This window comes from Streptomyces sp. NPDC048461, assembly GCF_055587105.1.
On sequence record NZ_JBVJGW010000003.1, the window covers coordinates 44,034 to 61,746 of the forward strand.

General features: G+C 74.5%; 16 protein-coding genes. 6 read left to right on the forward strand and 10 right to left on the reverse strand.

Annotated elements, in window-relative coordinates:
- Positions 1 to 68 precede the first annotated feature (68 nt).
- A complete protein-coding gene (panB, locus tag ACZ6S8_RS05825) occupies positions 69 to 938 on the reverse strand; it encodes a 3-methyl-2-oxobutanoate hydroxymethyltransferase (RefSeq protein WP_469452855.1) in 870 nt (289 codons plus the stop codon).
- Positions 939 to 1,225: 287 nt separating this feature from the next.
- Here panB and ACZ6S8_RS05830 point away from each other — a divergent pair, with 287 nt between their 5' ends.
- Positions 1,226 to 2,254 carry an endonuclease/exonuclease/phosphatase family protein gene (locus tag ACZ6S8_RS05830; protein WP_469452856.1) on the forward strand — a complete coding sequence of 343 codons (1,029 nt, stop codon included), beginning with the start codon at positions 1,226 to 1,228 and terminating at the stop codon, positions 2,252 to 2,254.
- A gap of 103 nt (positions 2,255 to 2,357) precedes the next feature.
- On the opposite strand, the gene ACZ6S8_RS05835 is transcribed toward ACZ6S8_RS05830, so the two are convergent.
- From ACZ6S8_RS05835 to ACZ6S8_RS05850, 4 genes are all read right to left on the reverse strand, one after another.
- Complete coding sequence (locus ACZ6S8_RS05835; protein ID WP_469452857.1) at positions 2,358 to 4,112, reverse strand: NAD+ synthase; 1,755 nt, start codon at positions 4,110 to 4,112, stop codon at positions 2,358 to 2,360.
- Positions 4,113 to 4,175: 63 nt separating this feature from the next.
- Positions 4,176 to 5,522 carry a DUF4190 domain-containing protein gene (locus tag ACZ6S8_RS05840; RefSeq protein ID WP_469452859.1) on the reverse strand — a complete coding sequence of 449 codons (1,347 nt, stop codon included), beginning with the start codon at positions 5,520 to 5,522 and terminating at the stop codon, positions 4,176 to 4,178.
- A gap of 130 nt (positions 5,523 to 5,652) precedes the next feature.
- Positions 5,653 to 7,380, reverse strand: coding sequence for a multicopper oxidase family protein (locus ACZ6S8_RS05845; protein WP_469452860.1), 1,728 nt, complete (start codon positions 7,378 to 7,380; stop codon positions 5,653 to 5,655).
- 89 nt (positions 7,381 to 7,469) lie between these two features.
- Positions 7,470 to 7,961, reverse strand: coding sequence for a hypothetical protein (locus ACZ6S8_RS05850; RefSeq protein ID WP_469452862.1), 492 nt, complete (start codon positions 7,959 to 7,961; stop codon positions 7,470 to 7,472).
- 72 nt (positions 7,962 to 8,033) lie between these two features.
- On the opposite strand from ACZ6S8_RS05850, the gene ACZ6S8_RS05855 reads away from it, so the two are divergent.
- Entirely contained in the window at positions 8,034 to 8,735 is a 702-nt protein-coding gene (locus tag ACZ6S8_RS05855; protein ID WP_469452863.1) for a DUF998 domain-containing protein, read from the forward strand.
- On the forward strand, positions 8,732 to 9,604 hold the full coding sequence (locus tag ACZ6S8_RS05860; RefSeq protein WP_469452865.1) for an alpha/beta fold hydrolase: 873 nt from the start codon (positions 8,732 to 8,734) through the stop codon (positions 9,602 to 9,604). Before ACZ6S8_RS05855 ends, ACZ6S8_RS05860 begins: the two co-directional genes overlap by 4 nt.
- On the opposite strand, the gene ACZ6S8_RS05865 is transcribed toward ACZ6S8_RS05860, so the two are convergent.
- The 4 genes from ACZ6S8_RS05865 to ACZ6S8_RS05880 all read right to left on the reverse strand — a co-directional run bounded on the left by ACZ6S8_RS05865 (position 9,589) and on the right by ACZ6S8_RS05880 (position 11,985).
- The gene (locus ACZ6S8_RS05865; RefSeq protein ID WP_469452867.1) at positions 9,589 to 10,008 is read right to left on the reverse strand and encodes a CBS domain-containing protein; all 420 of its coding nucleotides are present in this window, start codon (positions 10,006 to 10,008) and stop codon (positions 9,589 to 9,591) included. The genes ACZ6S8_RS05860 and ACZ6S8_RS05865 overlap by 16 nt on opposite strands.
- Positions 10,009 to 10,157: 149 nt before the next feature.
- Positions 10,158 to 10,883: a DUF305 domain-containing protein gene (locus ACZ6S8_RS05870; RefSeq protein ID WP_469452868.1), complete on the reverse strand. Its 726-nt coding sequence runs from the start codon at positions 10,881 to 10,883 to the stop codon at positions 10,158 to 10,160.
- Complete coding sequence (locus ACZ6S8_RS05875) at positions 10,880 to 11,560, reverse strand: DUF3105 domain-containing protein (protein WP_469452870.1); 681 nt, start codon at positions 11,558 to 11,560, stop codon at positions 10,880 to 10,882. Before ACZ6S8_RS05875 ends, ACZ6S8_RS05870 begins: the two co-directional genes overlap by 4 nt.
- A 53-nt stretch (positions 11,561 to 11,613) precedes the next feature.
- Entirely contained in the window at positions 11,614 to 11,985 is a 372-nt protein-coding gene (locus tag ACZ6S8_RS05880; protein ID WP_469452872.1) for a hypothetical protein, read from the reverse strand.
- 173 nt (positions 11,986 to 12,158) lie between these two features.
- Here ACZ6S8_RS05880 and glnA point away from each other — a divergent pair, with 173 nt between their 5' ends.
- The 3 genes from glnA (at position 12,159) to ACZ6S8_RS05895 (ending at position 15,196) form a co-directional block, all read left to right on the forward strand.
- On the forward strand, positions 12,159 to 13,520 hold the full coding sequence (gene glnA, locus ACZ6S8_RS05885) for a type I glutamate--ammonia ligase (protein WP_073914665.1): 1,362 nt from the start codon (positions 12,159 to 12,161) through the stop codon (positions 13,518 to 13,520).
- A 270-nt stretch (positions 13,521 to 13,790) separates the two neighbouring features.
- Positions 13,791 to 14,444 (forward strand): hypothetical protein, encoded by a 654-nt coding sequence (locus ACZ6S8_RS05890; protein ID WP_469452875.1) that lies wholly within the window; start codon positions 13,791 to 13,793, stop codon positions 14,442 to 14,444.
- 74 nt (positions 14,445 to 14,518) lie between these two features.
- The gene (locus ACZ6S8_RS05895) at positions 14,519 to 15,196 is read left to right on the forward strand and encodes a class F sortase (protein ID WP_469452877.1); all 678 of its coding nucleotides are present in this window, start codon (positions 14,519 to 14,521) and stop codon (positions 15,194 to 15,196) included.
- A gap of 26 nt (positions 15,197 to 15,222) precedes the next feature.
- Here ACZ6S8_RS05895 and ACZ6S8_RS05900 read toward each other — a convergent pair whose 3' ends face one another.
- A complete protein-coding gene (locus tag ACZ6S8_RS05900) occupies positions 15,223 to 17,439 on the reverse strand; it encodes a PIG-L family deacetylase (protein WP_469452879.1) in 2,217 nt (738 codons plus the stop codon).
- Positions 17,440 to 17,713: the final 274 nt, after the last annotated feature.

The following is a 17,713-nucleotide window of genomic DNA, read 5'->3' on the forward strand; positions in this document are numbered from 1 at the left end:
GCCGGGCGTCCGGGCGGCGCACGGCCCGCCGGCATCGCTGCCGACGGGCCGCCGCGCACCTCGCCGCGTCAGTGGAAGGCGTGCTCCGCCTGCGGGAACGTTCCGCCGACCACGTCCTCGGCGAAGGCCTTCGCCGCGTCGCCCACGGTCCGGCGGAGGTTCGCGTACTGCTTCACGAACTTCGGCATCTTCCCGCCGGTCAGGCCCATCATGTCGGTCCACACCAGGACCTGCGCGTCGCACTCCGAGCCGGCGCCGATGCCGACCGTCGGGATGTGCAGCGACCGGGTCACCTCGGCGGCCAGCTCGGCCGGGACCAGCTCCAGCACCACCGCGAAGGCGCCCGCGTCCTGCGCCGCCTTGGCGTCGCGCAGCAGCTGGTGCGCGGCCTCGTCCCCGCGGCCCTGCACCCGGTAGCCCATGGCGTTGACGGACTGCGGGGTCAGGCCGAGGTGGGACATGACCGGGATGCCGGACTGCACGATCAGCTCGGTCTGCGCCAGCGAGCGCTCCCCGCCCTCCAGCTTGACCGCGCCGACCCCGGCCTCCTTGACCAGGCGGGTGGCGCTGCGCAGCGCCTGCACGGCACCTTCCTGGTACGAGCCGAACGGCAGGTCGCCGACGATCAGCGCGCGGCTGGTGCCGCGTACGACGGCGGCCGACAGCAGGGTCATCTCGTCCATCGTGACGGGGACGGTCGTCTCGTAGCCGAGGTGACAGTTCCCCATCGAGTCGCCGACGAGCATGACCGGGATGCCGGCCTCGTCGAAGACGGACGCGGTCATCGCGTCGTAGGCGGTGAGCATGGGCCACTTCTCGCCGCGTTCCTTGGCGAGGGTCAGGTCGCGGACGGTGATGCGCCGGGTGCCCGTGCCTCCGTACAGGGTGGGGGAGGCCGCTGATGCGGGTTCGCGGGCAGGCGAAACGGCATGCGTCATGGCAACTGCTCCTTGTGTCATCTCGAGGCGCCCTCACGGCGTCCCCGGACTCACCCACCATGGTGGCATCCGGGCGGCCCCGGACGGAAGTGGTACGGGGGCACGCCCGACCCGCGCGGTCCAATGTGCGCGTTTCGTGACAAGCGGAACCCCGTGCGCACGGCCGTTCGTCCTCCCGGACGTACGGCCGCGACAGACGGCCGTGACGTACGGCACGGAAGGCCGCGTCCATCGCCTAGGGTCAAGGGGCGGGGACGCAGCGCGAGCACGGCAGTGAGGGCAGTGGTATGGCACAGGCGTACATGACGGAAACGGGAAACGGCGGCTCGGAGCCCGAGCCCTCCGAATCCCGCCTCCGGCGGCGTCTGGTCGCCCTGCGCGGCGACCGGGGGATCTGGCGGCGCGGACTGGTGCTCGCCGCCATCGCCGCGCTGATCTCACTCGTCATGATCTTCCACGCCGACCTGCCCAACGACGTCGGCAACCTCGGCAGCCTCACCGAGACCTTCCTGCCCTGGCTGGGCCTGGCCGTCCCGGTACTGCTGGCCTGCGCGGTGTACCGGAAGTCCGCGACCGCGCTGATCGCGATACTGCTGACGGCCGTGGTCTGGGCGAACATCTTCGGCGGACTGGTCACCGACAAGTCCGGCACCGGCGGCAACCTCACGGTCGCCACCCACAACGTCGACGCGGACAACGCCGACCCCCGCGGCACCGCCGAGTCGGTGGCGGCGGCCGGGGCCGACGTGCTGGCCCTGACCGAGCTGAAGTCGGGCGCCGTCCCGGTCTACGAGAAGGCCCTCGCGGCCACGTACAAGTACCACTCGGTCGAGGGCACCGTCGGCGTGTGGAGCAAGTACCCGCTGTCCTCCAGCAGCCCCGTGGACATCAAGATGGGCTGGGTCCGCGCCATGCGGGCCACCGTGACCACCCCGGTCGGCGACGTCGGCGTCTATGTCGCGCACCTGCCTTCCGTACGGGTCAAGCTGAACGCCGGGTTCACCGCCAACCAGCGCGACGACAGCGCCGACGCGCTGGGCGCCGCACTGGCCTCCGAGCCGCTGAAGAAGGTCGTCCTGCTCGGCGACCTCAACGGCACCATGAACGACCGGGCCCTGTCCGAGGTCACCTCGCAGATGCGTTCCACGCAGGGCGCGGCGGGCGACGGCTTCGGCTTCAGCTGGCCGGCGCAGTTCCCGATGGCCCGGATCGACCAGATCATGGTCCGCGGGATGAAGCCCGAGGCTTCCTGGACCCTCCCGCGCACCGGCAGCGACCACCTGCCCGTGGCGGCACGGGTCACCGCCAAGCCGTAGCGGCGGCCGCACCAGCGGTCGCACCCGGGCCGCACCCGGGCGGCCCGCCGCGTGCGGAAGGGCCCCGGCCGCTCTCCGAGAGCGGCCGGGGCCCTTCCCCGTCCTACGCCTGCTCGCGCCAGCCGTTGGTGATGGGCAGCCGGCGGTCCTTGCCGAAGCCCTTCGCGGAGATCTTGGTGCCCGGCGGGTACTGCCGCCGTTTGTACTCGGCGGCGTCCACCATCCGCAGGGTCCGGGCCACCATCTCCGGGTCGAAGCCGGCCGCGACGATGGCGTCCAGCCCCTGGTCGCGGTCCACGTACATCGCCAGGACCGCGTCGAGCACCGGGTAGTCCGGCAGCGAGTCCGTGTCGACCTGGCCCGGGCGCAGCTCGGCGCTCGGCGGCTTCACGATCGAGTTCTCCGGGATCGGCGGGATCTCGCCGCGTTCGGCCGCGGCCCGGTTGCGGTGGGCGGCGAGCCGGAAGACGTCCGTCTTGTAGAGGTCCTTGATGGGGCCGTACGCCCCCACCGAGTCGCCGTAGAGGGTGGAGTAGCCGACGGCCAGCTCGGACTTGTTGCCCGGGGCCAGCACGATGTGGCCCTCCTGGTTGGAGAGCGCCATCAGCAGCGTGCCGCGCAGCCGGGCCTGGAGGTTCTCCTCGGCGAGGCCGGTGAGGCCCAGCGAGCCCATGTACGCGTCGAACATCGGCTCGATCGGCACGGTCCGGAAGTTCAGTCCGGTGCGGTCGGCGAGGTCGGCCGCGTCGCCCTTGGAGTGCTCCGAGGAGTACTTCGAGGGCATGGAGACGCCGTACACGTTCTGTGCGCCGACGGCGTCGCAGGCGAGCGCGGCCACGAGCGCGGAGTCGATGCCTCCGGAGAGCCCGATCAGGACGGAGCGGAACCCGTTCTTCCGGACGTACGCGCGCAGCCCCACGACCAGTGCGTCGTAGACCTCCTCCTCGTCGTCGAGCCGGTCGGCGTAGCCGCCGGCCACCACCGGCTCGTACGGCTCCACGGGCTCTTCGGAGAGGATCACGCGGTCGATGCGGAGGCAGTCGTCCACGATGCCCTCGGGGGCGTCGGCGCGGGCCGCCGGCAGGTCGAGGTCGACGAGCACGCAGCCCTCGGAGAACTGCGGGGCGCGGGCCAGGACCTCGCCGGAGGCGTCCACGACGATCGAGTCGCCGTCGAAGACCAGCTCGTCCTGCCCGCCGATCATGGCGAGGTAGGCGAGGGTGCAGCCGGCCTCCCGGGCCCGCTTGCGGACCAGGTCGAGGCGCACGTCGTCCTTGTCGCGCTCGTACGGGGAGGCGTTGATCGAGATCAGCAGCCCGGCCCCGGCGGAGCGGGTGGCCGGGACGCGGCCGCCGTCCTGCCACAGGTCCTCGCAGATCGCCAGGGCGACGTCCACGCCGCGGACCCTGACGACGGGCTGGGTGTCGCCCGGCACGAAGTACCGGAACTCGTCGAACACGCCGTAGTTGGGGAGGTGGTGCTTGGCGAACCGGAGCGCCACCCGCCCGCGGTGCAGGACCGCCGCCGCGTTCTCCGGGGAGCCGGCCGGCTTGCCGAGCCGGGGCACGGCCTGCTCGGTGCGGTCGAGGTAGCCGACGACGACCGGCAGTTCGCCGAAGCCCTCGGCCGCGAGGCGTTCGGCGAGCTCGCGCAGCGCGGTGCGGGAGGCCTCGACGAAGGACCCGCGCAGGGCGAGGTCCTCGACGGGATACCCGGTCAGCATCATTTCCGGGAAGGCCACCAGGTGGGCGCCCTGCTCGGCGGAGTGCCGGGTCCAGTGGACGACCGAGTCGGCATTGGCGGCGATGTTGCCAACGTGCGAGTCGATCTGATTCAGAGCGAGGCGTAGTTGAGGCACGGGGCCCAGTCTAATCGTCTTTCTGACGCGATGTCCTGGGCCCCGCCCTTTTCCGGGGTCGGCTCAGCCGATCGGCCCGGTGTACTGCACGTCGTCGAGCAGGGTGCCCGCGGAGATGTCCGCGCTGATGGCCGTGGTGCCCTCGGGCACCTCGAACGCCACGACGCCGCTGGCGGAGGCGCCCGGAAGGATCGTGCCGCTGATCATCTTCGGCACGGTGCCGTCGAAGAGGAGCTTGGCCGTCATGCCCTTGTCGTCACGGACGTTGGGCACGGCGTAGATCACCTCGTGCGGCTTCGTGGAGTCGTTGGTGATGGTGATGGTCATCTGGACCGCGTTCTTCACCTTCTCCTGGCCGTACAGGGTCTCCGGCTTGTACTTCTTCAGCCCCGAGAGGCTCACCTTGACGCCGTCCTCGTAGGCGAAGGTCTCGCCGAAGGGCAGCGCGGTGTCCAGGCCGGGGACCTGGGAGGGCGACGGCGACGCCGAGGGCCCGGCCTCGTCGTCGGGGTACAGCTCGTCCAGCTCGCGCTGCTGGCGGTCGACGCTGCGCTCGATGCGGTCGGTCGCCTCGTCCATGACGTACGCGGTGAGGAAGAAGCCGCCGACGGACGCGCCGAGGCCGAGGACGCCCAGGACGGTGCCGACGATGGACATCGTCTTGCGGGGGGCGCCGTTGGAGGCGCGGACGAGGGCGGCGATGCCGAGGCCCAGGCCGGTCGCGGCGAGGAGCCCGCCGACCCAGAAGAACAGCGGGACCAAGCCGAGCAGGACGCCGGCGATGCCGAGGACCAGGGAGGCGACGGCCATCCCGTTGGCGGTCGGCGGACCCTGCGCGTACCCGGCGTAGGCGGTGCCGCCGCCGTACCCGTACCCGGGACCGGGCTGCGCCCAGGGGTTTGCGGCGCCGGGGCCCGCGGGTCCGCCGGGGCCCGCGGGGGCTCCCGGTCCGCCGGGGGCCGCACCGAACGGCGGCTGGGCCGGGGCCGCGGGCGGGGTGGGCGGCGCGAACGGGGAGGGTGCCGGGCCGAAGGCGGAGGCATCGGCGCCGGTCCCGGTGGCCGGAGCTCGGGGGGCGGCGGGCGCCTCGGCCGCGGAGGCGGCGGCGTCCGGGACGGGCGGCGCGGCGGGCGCGTCGGCGGGAACGCCGGCCGGAGCGGCGTCCGCCGGGGTTCCGGGGGCGGCGTCCGCCGGGGTTCCCGGGGCGGCCGGGGCCCGGTCCGGTGACGGGGTCTGCTCGGCGGCCGGGACCTGCTCGGCGGCCGGGGTCTGCTCCGGGGAAGGGGCCTTGTCGAACGACAGCGTCCGCGCGGGCGGCGCCGGTATGGAGGCCGCCTCGGGTATCGGCGTACCGTCCGGCTCCGTCGGCGGGCCGGTCGGGTTGCTGGGCGGATTCGGCGGAGTGCTCATACCGGCGGAGGCGTCCTTCTGTTGCGGCTGTCGTGATCTCCGTAAGAGTCCCACGCCGCCGCCCCGCGTCCAGCTGATTTCCGTACGGTCCGGTCCGGCCGGGGCCGGACCGGTACCGTACGGCGCCGCGTCAGAGCCGGTAGCCGAGCACCGTCATCATCCCGGACTCGGAGTGGTAGACGTAGTGGCAATGCATCATCCACAGGCCCGGGTTGTCGGCGTCGAAGTCCACCGTCAGCCTCCCGCGCGGCAGGACGATCGCCGTGTCCTTGCGGGCCCCGCCCGCCCCGCCGCCGAGGGCGAAGGTGTGGCCGTGCAGGTGCACCGGGTGCCACATCGTTGTGGAGTTGTTGAACTCCAGCCGGACCCGTTCACCCGCCTTCACCGGGTGCCGCTGGTCCGGTGTGTACGGCTTGCCGTCGAAGGCCCAGTTGTACCGGTTCATGGAGCCCGTCAGCCGGATCTGCACCGTACGGTCCGGCTCGCGCGGGGCCAGCGCGGCGGACCCGGCGGCCTTCAACGCCCCCGCCATCAGCGGCGGTCCGTCCAGCTCGGCCGGCCGCGTGGCCGCGGTGGGCGCCGTGCCCGTCCCGGTGCGCAGCAGCGCGAGGGCCGAGGCGTCCTTGCCCTCGGCCAGCGCGGTGAGCGGGAAGACCCCGTCCCGCGCGGTGACCAGGACGTCGTAGCGCTCGCCCATGCCCAGCAGCAGCGCACCGGTCCGGGCGTGCTCGACGGGGAAGCCGTCGGTGTGGGTGACCGTCATCTCGTGGCCGCCGAGGGCGATGCGGAATGCGGTGTCCCCGCCCGCGTTGATGATGCGCAGCCTGATCCGGTCGCCGGGCTTGGCGGTGAAGACCGAGGGGTCGTCCGCGACCCGGCCGTTGACCAGGTAGTACGGGTAGGCGACGTCGCCCGCCTCCTGGCCGAGGATGTCGCTGCCGCTGCCCATGCGGACGCGCGAGGGCCCGCCGGCGGTGGCCGCGCCGGAAGCGGAACCGGAAGGCGTACCGGAGGGGGAGGCGGCGGAGCCGTGGCCCGCGTGGCCGCCGGCCGCGCCCGCGCCCTTGCGGAGCTCGGCGAGGACGGCGTCCGGGGTCGAGCCGTCGACCCCGTCGAGCCAGTCGTCCAGGACGACCACCCACTCCTTGTCGTAGGCGAGGGGCTCCTTGGGGTCCTCGATGACGAGCGGGGCGTAGAGCCCGCGGTCCTGCTGCACGCCGGTGTGCGGGTGGAACCAGTACGTCCCGGGGTGCGGGACGGCGAACTCGTACGCGAAGGAGCCGCCCGGCGCGATGTCCCGCTGGGTCAGTCCCGGTACGCCGTCCATGTCGTTGCGCAGGGCGAGGCCGTGCCAGTGCAGGGAGGTGGCCTCGGGAAGGTGGTTGGCCAGGGTGAGCGCGAGGGTGCCGCCCGCGGTGGCCCGGACCTCCCGGCCCGGCAGGGCGTCCCCGTACGCCCAGGAGCGGACGGTGCGGCCGCCGCCGAGGTCCAGGGGGGTGGCGGTGGCGGTGAGCTTGACCTCGGTGCGCGGCCCGGTGGCCTTGCGGGCCGACTCGGCGGCCCGGACCTCCGGACCGGCCGGGTCGACGTATCCCGCGGGGGTGTCGGCGGCGGCGCCGCCGTGGTTCATGGAGCCGTGCCCGGCACCGGAGCCGGGGGAGCCGGAGCAGGCCGCGAGCAGCCCGGATCCGGCGAGGGCGGCGGACACGCCGAGCACGGTCCGGCGGGAAGGGGCGGAACGGGGCGCGGTGGAGCGGAGCGCGGTGGAGCGGGGCTGAGCCGAACGGTCCGTGGCGGAAGCGTCCGTGGTGGAGCGGTCCGTGGTGGAGCGGTCCGGGCGGTCGGGCAGAGAGCGCATGGAAGCACCTCGTGGATCGGGTGGGAACGACAGGTGGGCGCCGTCTGCCGCCTCCCCGCGGGCATGCGGGGGCGACGGCGGAACCCGTCCTATATCCGCAGGACCGTCAGTCGGGCGAGGAGCGCGCGGCCCCAGGGCGGATCCGGCCCCCAGCCGGACCGGCGCGCCCCGCGGGCCGCGCCCCCGAGCGGCGCGGTGTCGCGGGAGCCGGCCGGTCCGGCGCCGAGGAGCAGCAGGGTGACCGCGGCGAGCACGGCGAGGCAGACCGCCATGGGGTCCATGCCGGTCCGGGGCCCGGGAGCCCCGGCGGCCGACAGTGCCGTGCCGGGTCCGGCGGGGGCCCCGGGGAGCGCTTCGGCCGGTTCGGGCGCGGCCCGCAGGGCGGGCGCCGGCGCCGAGTGGTGAGGCTCACGGTGGGCGGCCGGGGCGGCCGGGGCAACGGAGTGGGCCGCGGCGCCGTCTTCCACGGCGTGGGACTCAGTCGGATGACCCAGGGTGTGCATGGTGACGATGCCGAGCAGCAGCGCGGCGAGCAGCAGCAGGCGGCGCCACGGGGCGGCTCGCTGGGCTCTGCGCTTCATGATCGGAACCCTACCCGGGGTGGGTATCCGATCATAGGACCGACCCCGCGCCTACCTAGGATGAGTCACACGATGTCCCCACACGGCCCCTCCCAGCGGACCGCCTGGCCGGTCGCCCTGCTCATCGGTCTCGGCGCCGCCGCCTACACCGCGTGGGTGCTCGAAGTCGTCCTCTCCACGGGCCTCAACCCCATCGAGACCTACGTCAGCGAGCTCGCCGCCCAGAACCAGCCGCTCGGCGGCCTCTTCCGGGCCACCGACTTCGTCGCCGGGCTGCTCGCGTTCGCCGGCGGGCTGCTCGCCCTGCTCCGGCTGGCGCGCTTCCCGGAGTCCCGCCGCTTCTGGGCCGTCCTCGGCTGGGCCGGGATCACCCTGTTCGGCGCGGCCACCGCCGCCGACGCGTGGCTGCCGCTGAGCTGCACGCCCACCGTCGACCCCGAGTGCGCCGCCCGCGAGACCGCCGGACTGGTCCCCGCCACCCACCAGGCCCACGCCATCAGCAGCAGCCTCGCCATGTGCGGCGCCCTCGCCGGGATCGTCGCCCTCACCGTCGCCGCCCGCCGCTACGGCTGGTTCGCCCCGCTCGCCCGCTACGGACCCGCGGTCGTCGCCCTCGAACTGCTCGCCACCGCCTGGACCCTGACCTCCATCGCGATGTTCACCGCCGGGCACGGGACCTGGGCCCTCGGCGCCGGGCAGCGCCTCCAGGTGCTGCTGGTGGCCCTCTGGCTGGGACTGCTCGCGTACTCCGTCCACCAGGAGCGCCGCACGTGACCGGCCCCGCGCGCAGAGGCCGCTTCGTCCGGGTCGACGGGATCCCGCTGCACGTGGTCACCGAGGGCCGGGGCCCCGTCTGCGTGCTCAGCGCCGGACTCGCCATGGCCTGGTTCGACTGGGACCCGGTCGCCGCCCTGCTGGCCGCCGCCGGGCGCACCGTCGTCCGCTTCGACCGCCCCGGGCACGGCCTGAGCGGCCCGGCGCGCACCGCGCCGACCACCGCCGGGGAGGCGCACCGGATCGCCGCCCTGCTGGACGCGCTGGCCCTGCCCGGCCCCGTCACCGTCGTCGGGCACTCCCTCGCCGGGTTCCACGCCGAGGCCTTCGCCCGCCTGTACCCCGCCCGCACCGCCGCCCTGGTCCTGCTGGACTCCAGCGTCGAGGAGGACCCCCGTACGGTGCTCCCCGCCGCCCTGCGCACCGCCGCCGCCCGCGCGCTCGGCCGGGCGGCGACCGCGGCCGGGCTGCCGGCCGCCCTGGGGCCCGCCGCCCGGCGGGCCACCGTACGGCTCTCGCGGACCGGCGGCGGCGACCCGGCCCCGGGGGACCTCGTGCGCCGCTGCTACCGCACCGGCCGGGTCTGGCGCGGGGCCCTGCTGGAGAACTCCCGCTACCCGGACATGGCCGCCGAACTCCCGGCCCTGCGCGCCGCGCACCCGCTGACCGCGCCCGCCACCGTGCTCGCGGGCCACGACGGCTCCCCCGGCCGGAGCGGACTCGGCTGGCTGTCCCGGCAGGCCGCGCTCGCCGACCGGATCGGCGCCCGCTTCGAGGTCGCCGAGCCGTCGGGGCACCTGGTCATGCTGGACCGCCCGGACCAGGTGGCCCGGGCGGTCCGGTACGCCGCCGGTCAGCCGCGGGCGTAGACCTTCTCCGCCCAGCCCGCGATCTGCGCGTCGCTCAGGTGCCTGGCCAGATCGGCCTCGCTGATCATGCCGACGAGCTTCTTGTCCTCGATCACCGGAAGCCGCTTGATCTGGTGGTTCTGCATCTCCTTTAGGACCTCGGAGACGTCCGCGCCCGCGTCGATCCACCGCGGGGTGCCCTTGGCCATGTCGCCCGCGGTCACCTTCGCCGGGTCGTGCCCCAGGGCGACGCAGCCGACCACGATGTCCCGGTCGGTCAGGATGCCGCAGAGCCGCTGCTCCGTGTCGCTGATGGGCAGTGCGCCCACGCCGAGCCGGCCCATCAGCTGAGCCGCCCGGTCCAGGGTCTCGGTGGCCGGGATCCACTGGGCCCCGGGGTGCATGATCTCTCCGGCGGTGGTCATCGCGTACCTCCTGAGTGCGCCGCTGGGCGCGTGACCGGCCGGGCGCGGGCGCGCCCGCCGGGGCGCCCTCCGGGGGCGGCGTGCGGCGTGCGCGCGTACGCCCGTACGGGGGAGAGGGCGCCCTCTCCTCACCGTACGGGCGTGTCCCGTCACCCGCGCGGCGCGGCCCCGCGCTGCTTCAGCATGTCCGCCATCAGGGTGAGCTCGGACTGCTGCGCCTCGACCATGCCCCGGGCGAGGTCCCGCTCGACCGGGGTCACGCACTGCTCGGCGCAGCCCCGGGCCATCGCGACGCCGCCCACGTGGTGGTCGGTCATCAGCTGGAGGTAGAGCACCTCGGCGTCCCGCCCCGAGGCGGCGCCCAGCTGCGCGATCTCCTCCTTGGTGGCCATGCCGGACATCAGGGCGCCGGGCTTGGCCGCCCCGTGCCCGGCGTGAGCGCCGCTGCCGCCCGCCGAGGCGGCGCCGGCGTCACCGCTGCCGCCGTCGTGCCCGGCGTGACCGCCGGACCCCCCGGACGGGGCCATCCACGCCATGGGCGGCTCGCCCGCCACCACCTTCGGCAGCCCCCACAGGTCCAGCCAGCCGAGGAGCATGCCCCGCTGGTTGGCCTGCGTGTTGGCGATGTCGTAGGCCAGGCTGCGCACCGCCTCGTCCTGGGTGCGGTCGCGGACGACGAAGGACATCTCCACCGCCTGCTGGTGGTGCACCGCCATGTCCCGCGCGAACCCGGCGTCCGCCGAGTGCAGCGCCGGCGTGCGGTCCGCCGGGGCCCGGCCGCCGCTCGCGGCGGCCACCGTGGCGGCCGCCGCGAACAGCAGCGCGAGCAGGACGGCGGTACCGGCCACCCAGTACGTGCGGGGCGTACGGCTCACTTGTCCGCCAGTCCGCTCGTGCAGGCGGCGCCCGGCTCGGGGGTCTGCGGGCCCTGCACGTACTTGGTGAAGAACTGCGCCACCCGGGGGTCGTCCGACGTCTCCACCGTGAGCTGCTTGCCCCAGGCGCTGAGCATGATGGCGCCCGCCTGCTCCTTGACCGGGCTCATCAGCGTGTACGGGGTCTTGGCCACCGTCTCGGCGAGCTTGTCCACCTCGCCCTTGGCGGCCTTCTCGTTGTACGTCACCCAGACCGCGCCGTGCTCCAGCGAGTGCACCGCGTTCACCTCGGGCACCGGGTTCTTGTAGACGTCGCCGTTGCAGTTCATCCAGCGGGGGTGGTGGTCCCCGCCGACCGGCGGGTTCATCTCGTACTTCACCGGCGTCTCGACGTGGTTGCGGGCCAGGGTCTTGGCCTCCCACGTCTGCTCGCCGTCGACGGGGGCCTTGCGGGCGGCCGCGGCCTGTTCCTGCTTGCGCTCCTGGGCCTCCTGCCGGTCGATCAGCACCCACGCGCCGAAGCCGACGAGGCCGACGACGACGGCCGCGGAGGTGGTGATCGCGATGGCCTTGTTGCGGCGGTCGCGCGATCGGTCGGCCCGGCGCATCTGGGCTATGCGCGCCTGGCGGGACTGGTGCTCTGAAGTCCGGTCGGACTTGTTGGGCTGGCTGGCCATGTGCCCTGGTTCCTTCTGCTGAGGGGGGTGGGTGGACGCGAAAGCCGGACCCGTCAGGTCCGCAGCACTTGGAGGGCATGCAGATCGGGGGCGCGCGCCAGCGGCCGGGGCGGCCCGGCGAGCCCCCGGACGGACGCCGCGGGCGCGGCGGGCGGTCCGCCGCCCGCGAGGACCACGGCGGGCGGGGGCACGGGCAGCACGGCCGGGACGACGTGCGCGAGGGGCGAGCAGCCGGGCAGCTCGTACGGGGACGTGCAGACGGCGTGCGTCCCGTGGTCCGGCGCCGCCGCGGGGGCGGACGCCTCGCCGGGCCGCGCGCACAGGAACAGCGCACCGAGGAGCAGGCCCAGGGCCGCCAGGAGGAGGGCGCGCCGGGGCAGGGGGCGTACGTGACGCCCTGCCCGCGTGTGCTCCCGGCCCCCCATGGGCGCAGATGGTAATGCTCATGTCGGGCCCACGGTCAGTGCGGGGGTGCCGCGGGCTTGGGCGGGTGCGTAATGTGGCGGAAACCACCGCTGGCGATACTGGGCCGGCCCCTCTGTGCCCCCGGCCCTCGGGGCGGTGGTGCACAGGCCGTCTGAACTGCGAGGATGAAGGCATGGACAAGCAGCAGGAATTCGTCCTCCGGACGCTCGAGGAGCGCGACATCCGCTTCGTGCGCCTGTGGTTCACCGATGTACTGGGCTTCCTGAAGTCCGTCGCGGTCGCCCCGGCCGAGCTGGAGCAGGCCTTCGACGAGGGCATCGGTTTCGACGGCTCCGCGATCGAGGGCTTCGCGCGGGTCTACGAGTCCGACATGATCGCCAAGCCGGACCCGAGCACGTTCCAGATACTGCCGTGGCGCGCGGAGGCCCCCGGGACCGCCCGGATGTTCTGCGACATCCTGATGCCGGACGGCTCGCCGTCCTTCGCGGACCCGCGCTACGTCCTCAAGCGCATCCTGGCCAAGACCTCCGACCTGGGCTTCACCTTCTACACCCACCCGGAGATCGAGTTCTTCCTGCTCAAGGACAAGCCGCTGGACGGCTCCCGCCCGGTCCCGGCGGACAACTCCGGCTACTTCGACCACACCCCGCAGAACGTTGGCATGGACTTCCGCCGCCAGGCGATCACGATGCTCGAATCGATGGGCATCTCGGTGGAGTTCAGCCACCACGAGGGCGCCCCGGGCCAGCAGGAGATCGACCTCCGCTACGCGGACGCCCTCTCGACGGCCGACAACATCATGACCTTCCGCCTGGTGATGAAGCAGGTCGCGCTGGAGCAGGGCGTGCAGGCCACGTTCATGCCGAAGCCGTTCTCGGAGTACCCGGGCTCGGGCATGCACACCCACCTCTCCCTCTTCGAGGGCGACCGCAATGCGTTCTACGAGTCGGGCGCCGAGTACCAGCTCTCCAAGGTCGGCCGCTCCTTCATCGCGGGCCTGCTGCGGCACGCGGCCGAGACGGCCGCGGTGACCAACCAGTGGGTCAACTCCTACAAGCGCATCTGGGGCGGCTCCTCCCGCACCGCCGGCTCCGGCGGCGAGGCTCCCTCGTACATCTGCTGGGGCCACAACAACCGCTCGGCCCTGATCCGCGTCCCGATGTACAAGCCGGGCAAGACGGGCTCCTCCCGCGTGGAGGTCCGCTCGATCGACTCGGGAGCCAACCCGTACCTGACGTACGCGGTGCTCCTGGCGGCCGGCCTGAAGGGCATCGAGGAGGGCTACGAACTCCCGGCGGGCGCCGACGACGACGTCTGGGCCCTCTCGGACGCGGAACGCCGGGCGATGGGCATCGAGCCCCTGCCGCAGAACCTCGGCGAGGCCATCTCCCTGATGGAGCGCAGCGAACTGGTGGCGGAGACCCTGGGCGAGCACGTCTTCGACTTCTTCCTGCGCAACAAGAAGCAGGAGTGGGAGGAATACCGCTCGGAGGTCACGGCCTTCGAACTCCGCAAGATGATGCCGGTGCTGTAGGCGCAGTTCAGCCCCCACGGGGCACGCCTCACCCCTCCGGGCCGACGGTCACCGACCGCCGGCCCGGAGTCGTCTGTCCCGGCCCCGGGCCGTCACAGGGTCGGGACACGGAGGGGACGGTTCCCGCAACCAAGATCAGTAGGTTCGTTCCAGCAGCACCGCCACACCTCAGCGTCCCCACACGAAAGAGGGGGCGGCATTGCGACTCTCCCGCACCTTCACAACCGCCCGCGGCCTCCAGGGCCGCCTGGCACGACGACGGAGTCGTTCATGTCGACCTACAGCATCAGTACCGGTATCACCCGTCACCGCCGCAGCCCGCTCGGCGCCGCCGTCGCGGCGGCCGCCGTGGCGGGTGCGCTCCTCGGTCCGGCCGTCGCCTTCGCCGCGCCTGCCGCCGCCGCCACCGCCGACCGGTGCACCGTCACCGTGCAGGACTCCATCGGCGCCGGGATCGGCGTCAGCATGACGATGGGCCCCGAGGGGCCGTCGGTGACCTTCGCGGACGGGCCCGGTACGCCCCTCGACGACCTGGGCACCCTCAACCGCAAGTGCCCCAAGCTCCCTGCCTCGGCGGGCATTCACGCGGAGATCCTCAGCCCCTACGGCCCGACGCCGAAGCTCAGGGCGAAGACCCAGGGCGGCGGCGCCGGTTACGGCGTCCTGTCCTTCCCCAAGCTGCCAGGGGGCTGCGCGCTGGAAGGCTCCGGCGCCACCGCGAAGCCGAACGCCAAGCCGACCCCGCCCGCCGCCGGCACGGGGCAGACCGCCGTCGTGCCCAAGGGGCCCGTCGCCGCCGGCGCCGAGTTCGGGGCGGTGCGCGACGAGCGGAACGCGCTGCTCGCCGGAGGCGCGGCCGCCGCCGCGGGCGCCGGTGTCATCGGCTACGGCCTGCTGCGCCGCCGCTCCGTCGGCCGCGGCTGACCGACCCCGGACCGTCAACGGGCCGCACCCCCGACGGGGGTGCGGCCTTCCACCCCTTCCGCCGGAGCCCCCGCATGCCGCACACCCGTCGCGCCCGCACCACCCGTGCCGTCGCCGCCCTCCTGCTCGCCGCTACCGCCGCCTCCACCGCGGCGGCCTGCGCCGCGCCCGCCGGGCCCGCCGCCCCGGCGTCGGCCCCGGCCCCGGGTACGGCCGCGCCCGGCACCCCCGCCGCGCCCGATCCGAACGTACGGCCCGACAGCCGCCCCGCACCCGCGCCGGAGGAGGCCGCCGCGCCCCTGCCGCGCTCGGAGCCGGTCCGGGTACGCCTCCCCGCGGCCGGGGTCGACACGGGACCGGTCCTCGAACTCGGCCTGAACTCCGACGGATCCGTGGAGGTCCCCTCGGTGCCCCAGGCCGACCGCATCGGCTGGTACGGGAAGGGCGCGAGCCCCGGCGAGCGGGGGCCCGCCGTGCTCATCGGGCACTTCGACACGGTCCGCGGCCCGGCGGTGCTCAAGGACGTGGCCCGGGTGCGCACGGGCGACGTCGTCGAGGTGGAGCGCGCCGACGGCCGGACGGCGGCGTTCCGCGTGCGCGAGGTCCAGCAGGTCGACAAGAAGACGTTCCCGACCCAGAAGGTCTACGGCGACACCACCGGGCCCGAACTCCGGGTCATCACCTGCGGCGGCGCCCTCACCGACGGCCACCGCCCGGACAACATCATCCTCTACGCGGACCTGCTCCCCTGAGCGGTGGCCGCAGCCGGAGCCCCGTCTCAGCGCAGGGCCGGGTGCCAGGTGGGTGGGGGTGGTGGGGTGGGGGTCGGCGGGGTCGTCGTGACGTGGAGGCGGGCGTCCAGGCCCAGGACCGCCGTCGTGGTGGTGCCGGTGGGTTCCCGGACCGCCGCCGGGGCGCCCGCGTAGAGCAGCCGGGACTCCGCCCAGGCCGGCGGGCCGCCCAGGTCCGTTCCGCCGACCGTGCCCGTGCCGACCGCGCCCGTGCCGGCGCGGCCCGCCAGGTGGCGGCCCGCCACGCCCACCCCGCCGTACCCGGCCCGCCCGCCCGCCTCCGCCAGGCCGGACACGCGCGGCGCCGCCGGGCCTGCCGTGACCAGGGCCGTACGCACGACCCCCGAGTCCGGGCGGCGGAAGAAGAGCCGCACGCCCGCGCCCTCCGCCGCCGCCGACAACGGGACCGTCGTCGCGGGCAGGCCCGTCGGCAACGGCCCCGCCAGGGGGGAGTCCGCGGTGCGCTGCGTCCAGGCGGTGACCGACCCCGCGGTGGTGGCGTACACATGGAGCCGCCCGGCGGAGTCGACCGCCGCCACCGGGTCGCCCTGGAGGTCGCGGCCGCCCAGGCGCTGCCACGGCGAGAAGTCGCCGTCCGGCTGCTCGGCGGTGGCGCGCAGGGTGCGGTCCGCGTCGCGGAGGTAGACCGTGAGGCGGCCGTCGGCGTCCACGGCCGCCGCGGGCGCGCTGATCGCCGAGGTGCCGTCCTCGTCGGCGGTCTCGGGGCTGCCGAGCGAGCGCCACGGCCCGAACGGCCCGTCGGGGGCGGACTGGGCGGCGTACACGACCTCGCGCCGGTAACCGGCCGGGCCCGCGCCCAGGTGCGTACGGGTGGCCAGGACCGCGACGCGGCCGCCGGGGAGCCGGACACCGGTGGCTCCGGGGTCGATGCCCGTGCCCGGGAGGAGGTCGGGCCCGGCCCACGCGCCGCCGGGGGACCGGGTCCAGTACGCGGTCCGGCCGTCCAGGGTGGCGAACGCCCAGAGGCGGCCCGGCGTGCCCTCGGTCAGCCAGGAGGTGTGGTCGGCGCGGGTATAGCGCAGTGACTGGGCCCAGTTGCGGCCGGTGGGGTTCCCCGCGACCTTGCGGTCGCCGCACCCCGAGGGGCTGCCGCAGTGGTTCTCGTGGTCCTGCCAGGCGTACGTCTTGAGGAAGCCCGTCTTCGTCGCGGCCGTCTGGGGGTCCAGGGCGTGCGGGAGGGCGCCGTTGTGGTAGCCGAGGTAGTTCTGGACCGTGAACGGCGGGCGGTCGCGCACCCGTTCCGCGTACGCGGCGGCCGCGGCCTGCGCGAAGCGCGCCCCGTACAGGTGGTCCTGGTGGTCGGTGTAGCGGCCGGTGTCCGGGTACCGGCCCGGGGTCGGGTCCTGCATCCGTATCGTCGTCGGCCGGTACCGCTCCAGGATCCCGGCCATTGCCCGCACCACCTGGTCCTTCGTGTACGCGGACGGCTCCCGGACGGGCGTGCCGGAGGCGAGCTGGGACCCCAGCGCCGGTATCCGGCCGTTCCACAGGCCGCGCAGGCTGTCGGGGTTGTCCCCGGTGGTGCTGCGGGCCTCGCGCAGCTGCAGCCACACCAGGTTCACCTGCGGCTTCGCCACCAGGACGTCCACCTCGGCCCGCCCGCCGCCGTCGGTGGGCACGACCGTACGGCGCCACGTGCCGGTGCGGTCGCCGGTGGCCATCTGGGCGTACGCGGCACGGATGCCGTTCTGCCGGGCCTCCGCGTAGTGGGCGCGGTCGGCGGGCTGCTCGGGGTCCTTGAGGTGCCTGCCGTTCGCCGCGTTGCGGCCGTCGGACTCGCCGGAGGTGAGGTACGCGGTGGTCACCGGGGTGCCGGCCAGCAGGGAGCGGCTCAGGTCGGGGTTCATGAAGAACAGGTCGTCGTCGGGGTGGGCGACGATCTGGACGACCGAGCCGCCCGTGGTACTGGCGGGGAGCGCGGCCGGGTCCCGCTCCTGGGCGGCCCCCGCCGGCGTCTGCCGGCCGGACGCCACGGAGAGGACCCCGGTGGCGCCGGCGGTGAGCGCGACGAGCAGCACCCCGAGCCGGACGCGGCGGCGGCGTACGGCGGCCTGCGTCCGGGCCCCGGGCGGGCGTGCGGCCCCGGCCCGGGGTACCGGCCGCCCGGACCCCGCCCGGGGTACGGGTACCGGCCCGGATATCCGCTCGGGCCCGGGTATCGGGCTCGGGTTCGCGCTCGGCATCGGCAACCGCCTCGGGATCGGCCTCGGATTCGGCATCGGTCACGCCTCGGGTTCGGTCCGGGCGGGGAATCCGCCGGCAGTGAGAGAGAGGCCGATATCGGGAACTCGGTTCTCCGGCAGCCCTGTTGACCGCCACTGTTCGAGAACACTGCGAAACGACCGGCCGTCCGGAGTGTGCTTTCGGCGGCCGTCCGCGGAATTCCGGGACAATTCCCGGCGACGCCGCCGCCCGCGCGGCGTCCGCGTCGGTGAGTCGAACGCCTGCTCCGGATAG

What these genes read in the sequence shown, in the direction of transcription:
- ACZ6S8_RS05875 (WP_469452870.1), bottom strand. Translation starts at nt 11,560, where the DNA reads ATGGCCAGCCAGCCCAACAAGTCCGACCGGACTTCAGAGCACCAGTCC.
- ACZ6S8_RS05880 (WP_469452872.1), bottom strand. Translation starts at nt 11,985, where the DNA reads ATGGGGGGCCGGGAGCACACGCGGGCAGGGCGTCACGTACGCCCCCTG.
- ACZ6S8_RS05895 (WP_469452877.1), top strand. Translation starts at nt 14,519, where the DNA reads ATGCCGCACACCCGTCGCGCCCGCACCACCCGTGCCGTCGCCGCCCTC.
- ACZ6S8_RS05845 (WP_469452860.1), bottom strand. Translation starts at nt 7,380, where the DNA reads ATGCGCTCTCTGCCCGACCGCCCGGACCGCTCCACCACGGACCGCTCC.
- ACZ6S8_RS05890 (WP_469452875.1), top strand. Translation starts at nt 13,791, where the DNA reads ATGTCGACCTACAGCATCAGTACCGGTATCACCCGTCACCGCCGCAGC.
- ACZ6S8_RS05830 (WP_469452856.1), top strand. Translation starts at nt 1,226, where the DNA reads ATGGCACAGGCGTACATGACGGAAACGGGAAACGGCGGCTCGGAGCCC.
- glnA (WP_073914665.1), top strand. Translation starts at nt 12,159, where the DNA reads ATGGACAAGCAGCAGGAATTCGTCCTCCGGACGCTCGAGGAGCGCGAC.
- panB (WP_469452855.1), bottom strand. Translation starts at nt 938, where the DNA reads ATGACGCATGCCGTTTCGCCTGCCCGCGAACCCGCATCAGCGGCCTCC.
- ACZ6S8_RS05900 (WP_469452879.1), bottom strand. Translation starts at nt 17,439, where the DNA reads ATGCCGAGCGCGAACCCGAGCCCGATACCCGGGCCCGAGCGGATATCC.
- ACZ6S8_RS05865 (WP_469452867.1), bottom strand. Translation starts at nt 10,008, where the DNA reads ATGACCACCGCCGGAGAGATCATGCACCCCGGGGCCCAGTGGATCCCG.
- ACZ6S8_RS05850 (WP_469452862.1), bottom strand. Translation starts at nt 7,961, where the DNA reads ATGAAGCGCAGAGCCCAGCGAGCCGCCCCGTGGCGCCGCCTGCTGCTG.
- ACZ6S8_RS05855 (WP_469452863.1), top strand. Translation starts at nt 8,034, where the DNA reads ATGTCCCCACACGGCCCCTCCCAGCGGACCGCCTGGCCGGTCGCCCTG.
- ACZ6S8_RS05840 (WP_469452859.1), bottom strand. Translation starts at nt 5,522, where the DNA reads ATGAGCACTCCGCCGAATCCGCCCAGCAACCCGACCGGCCCGCCGACG.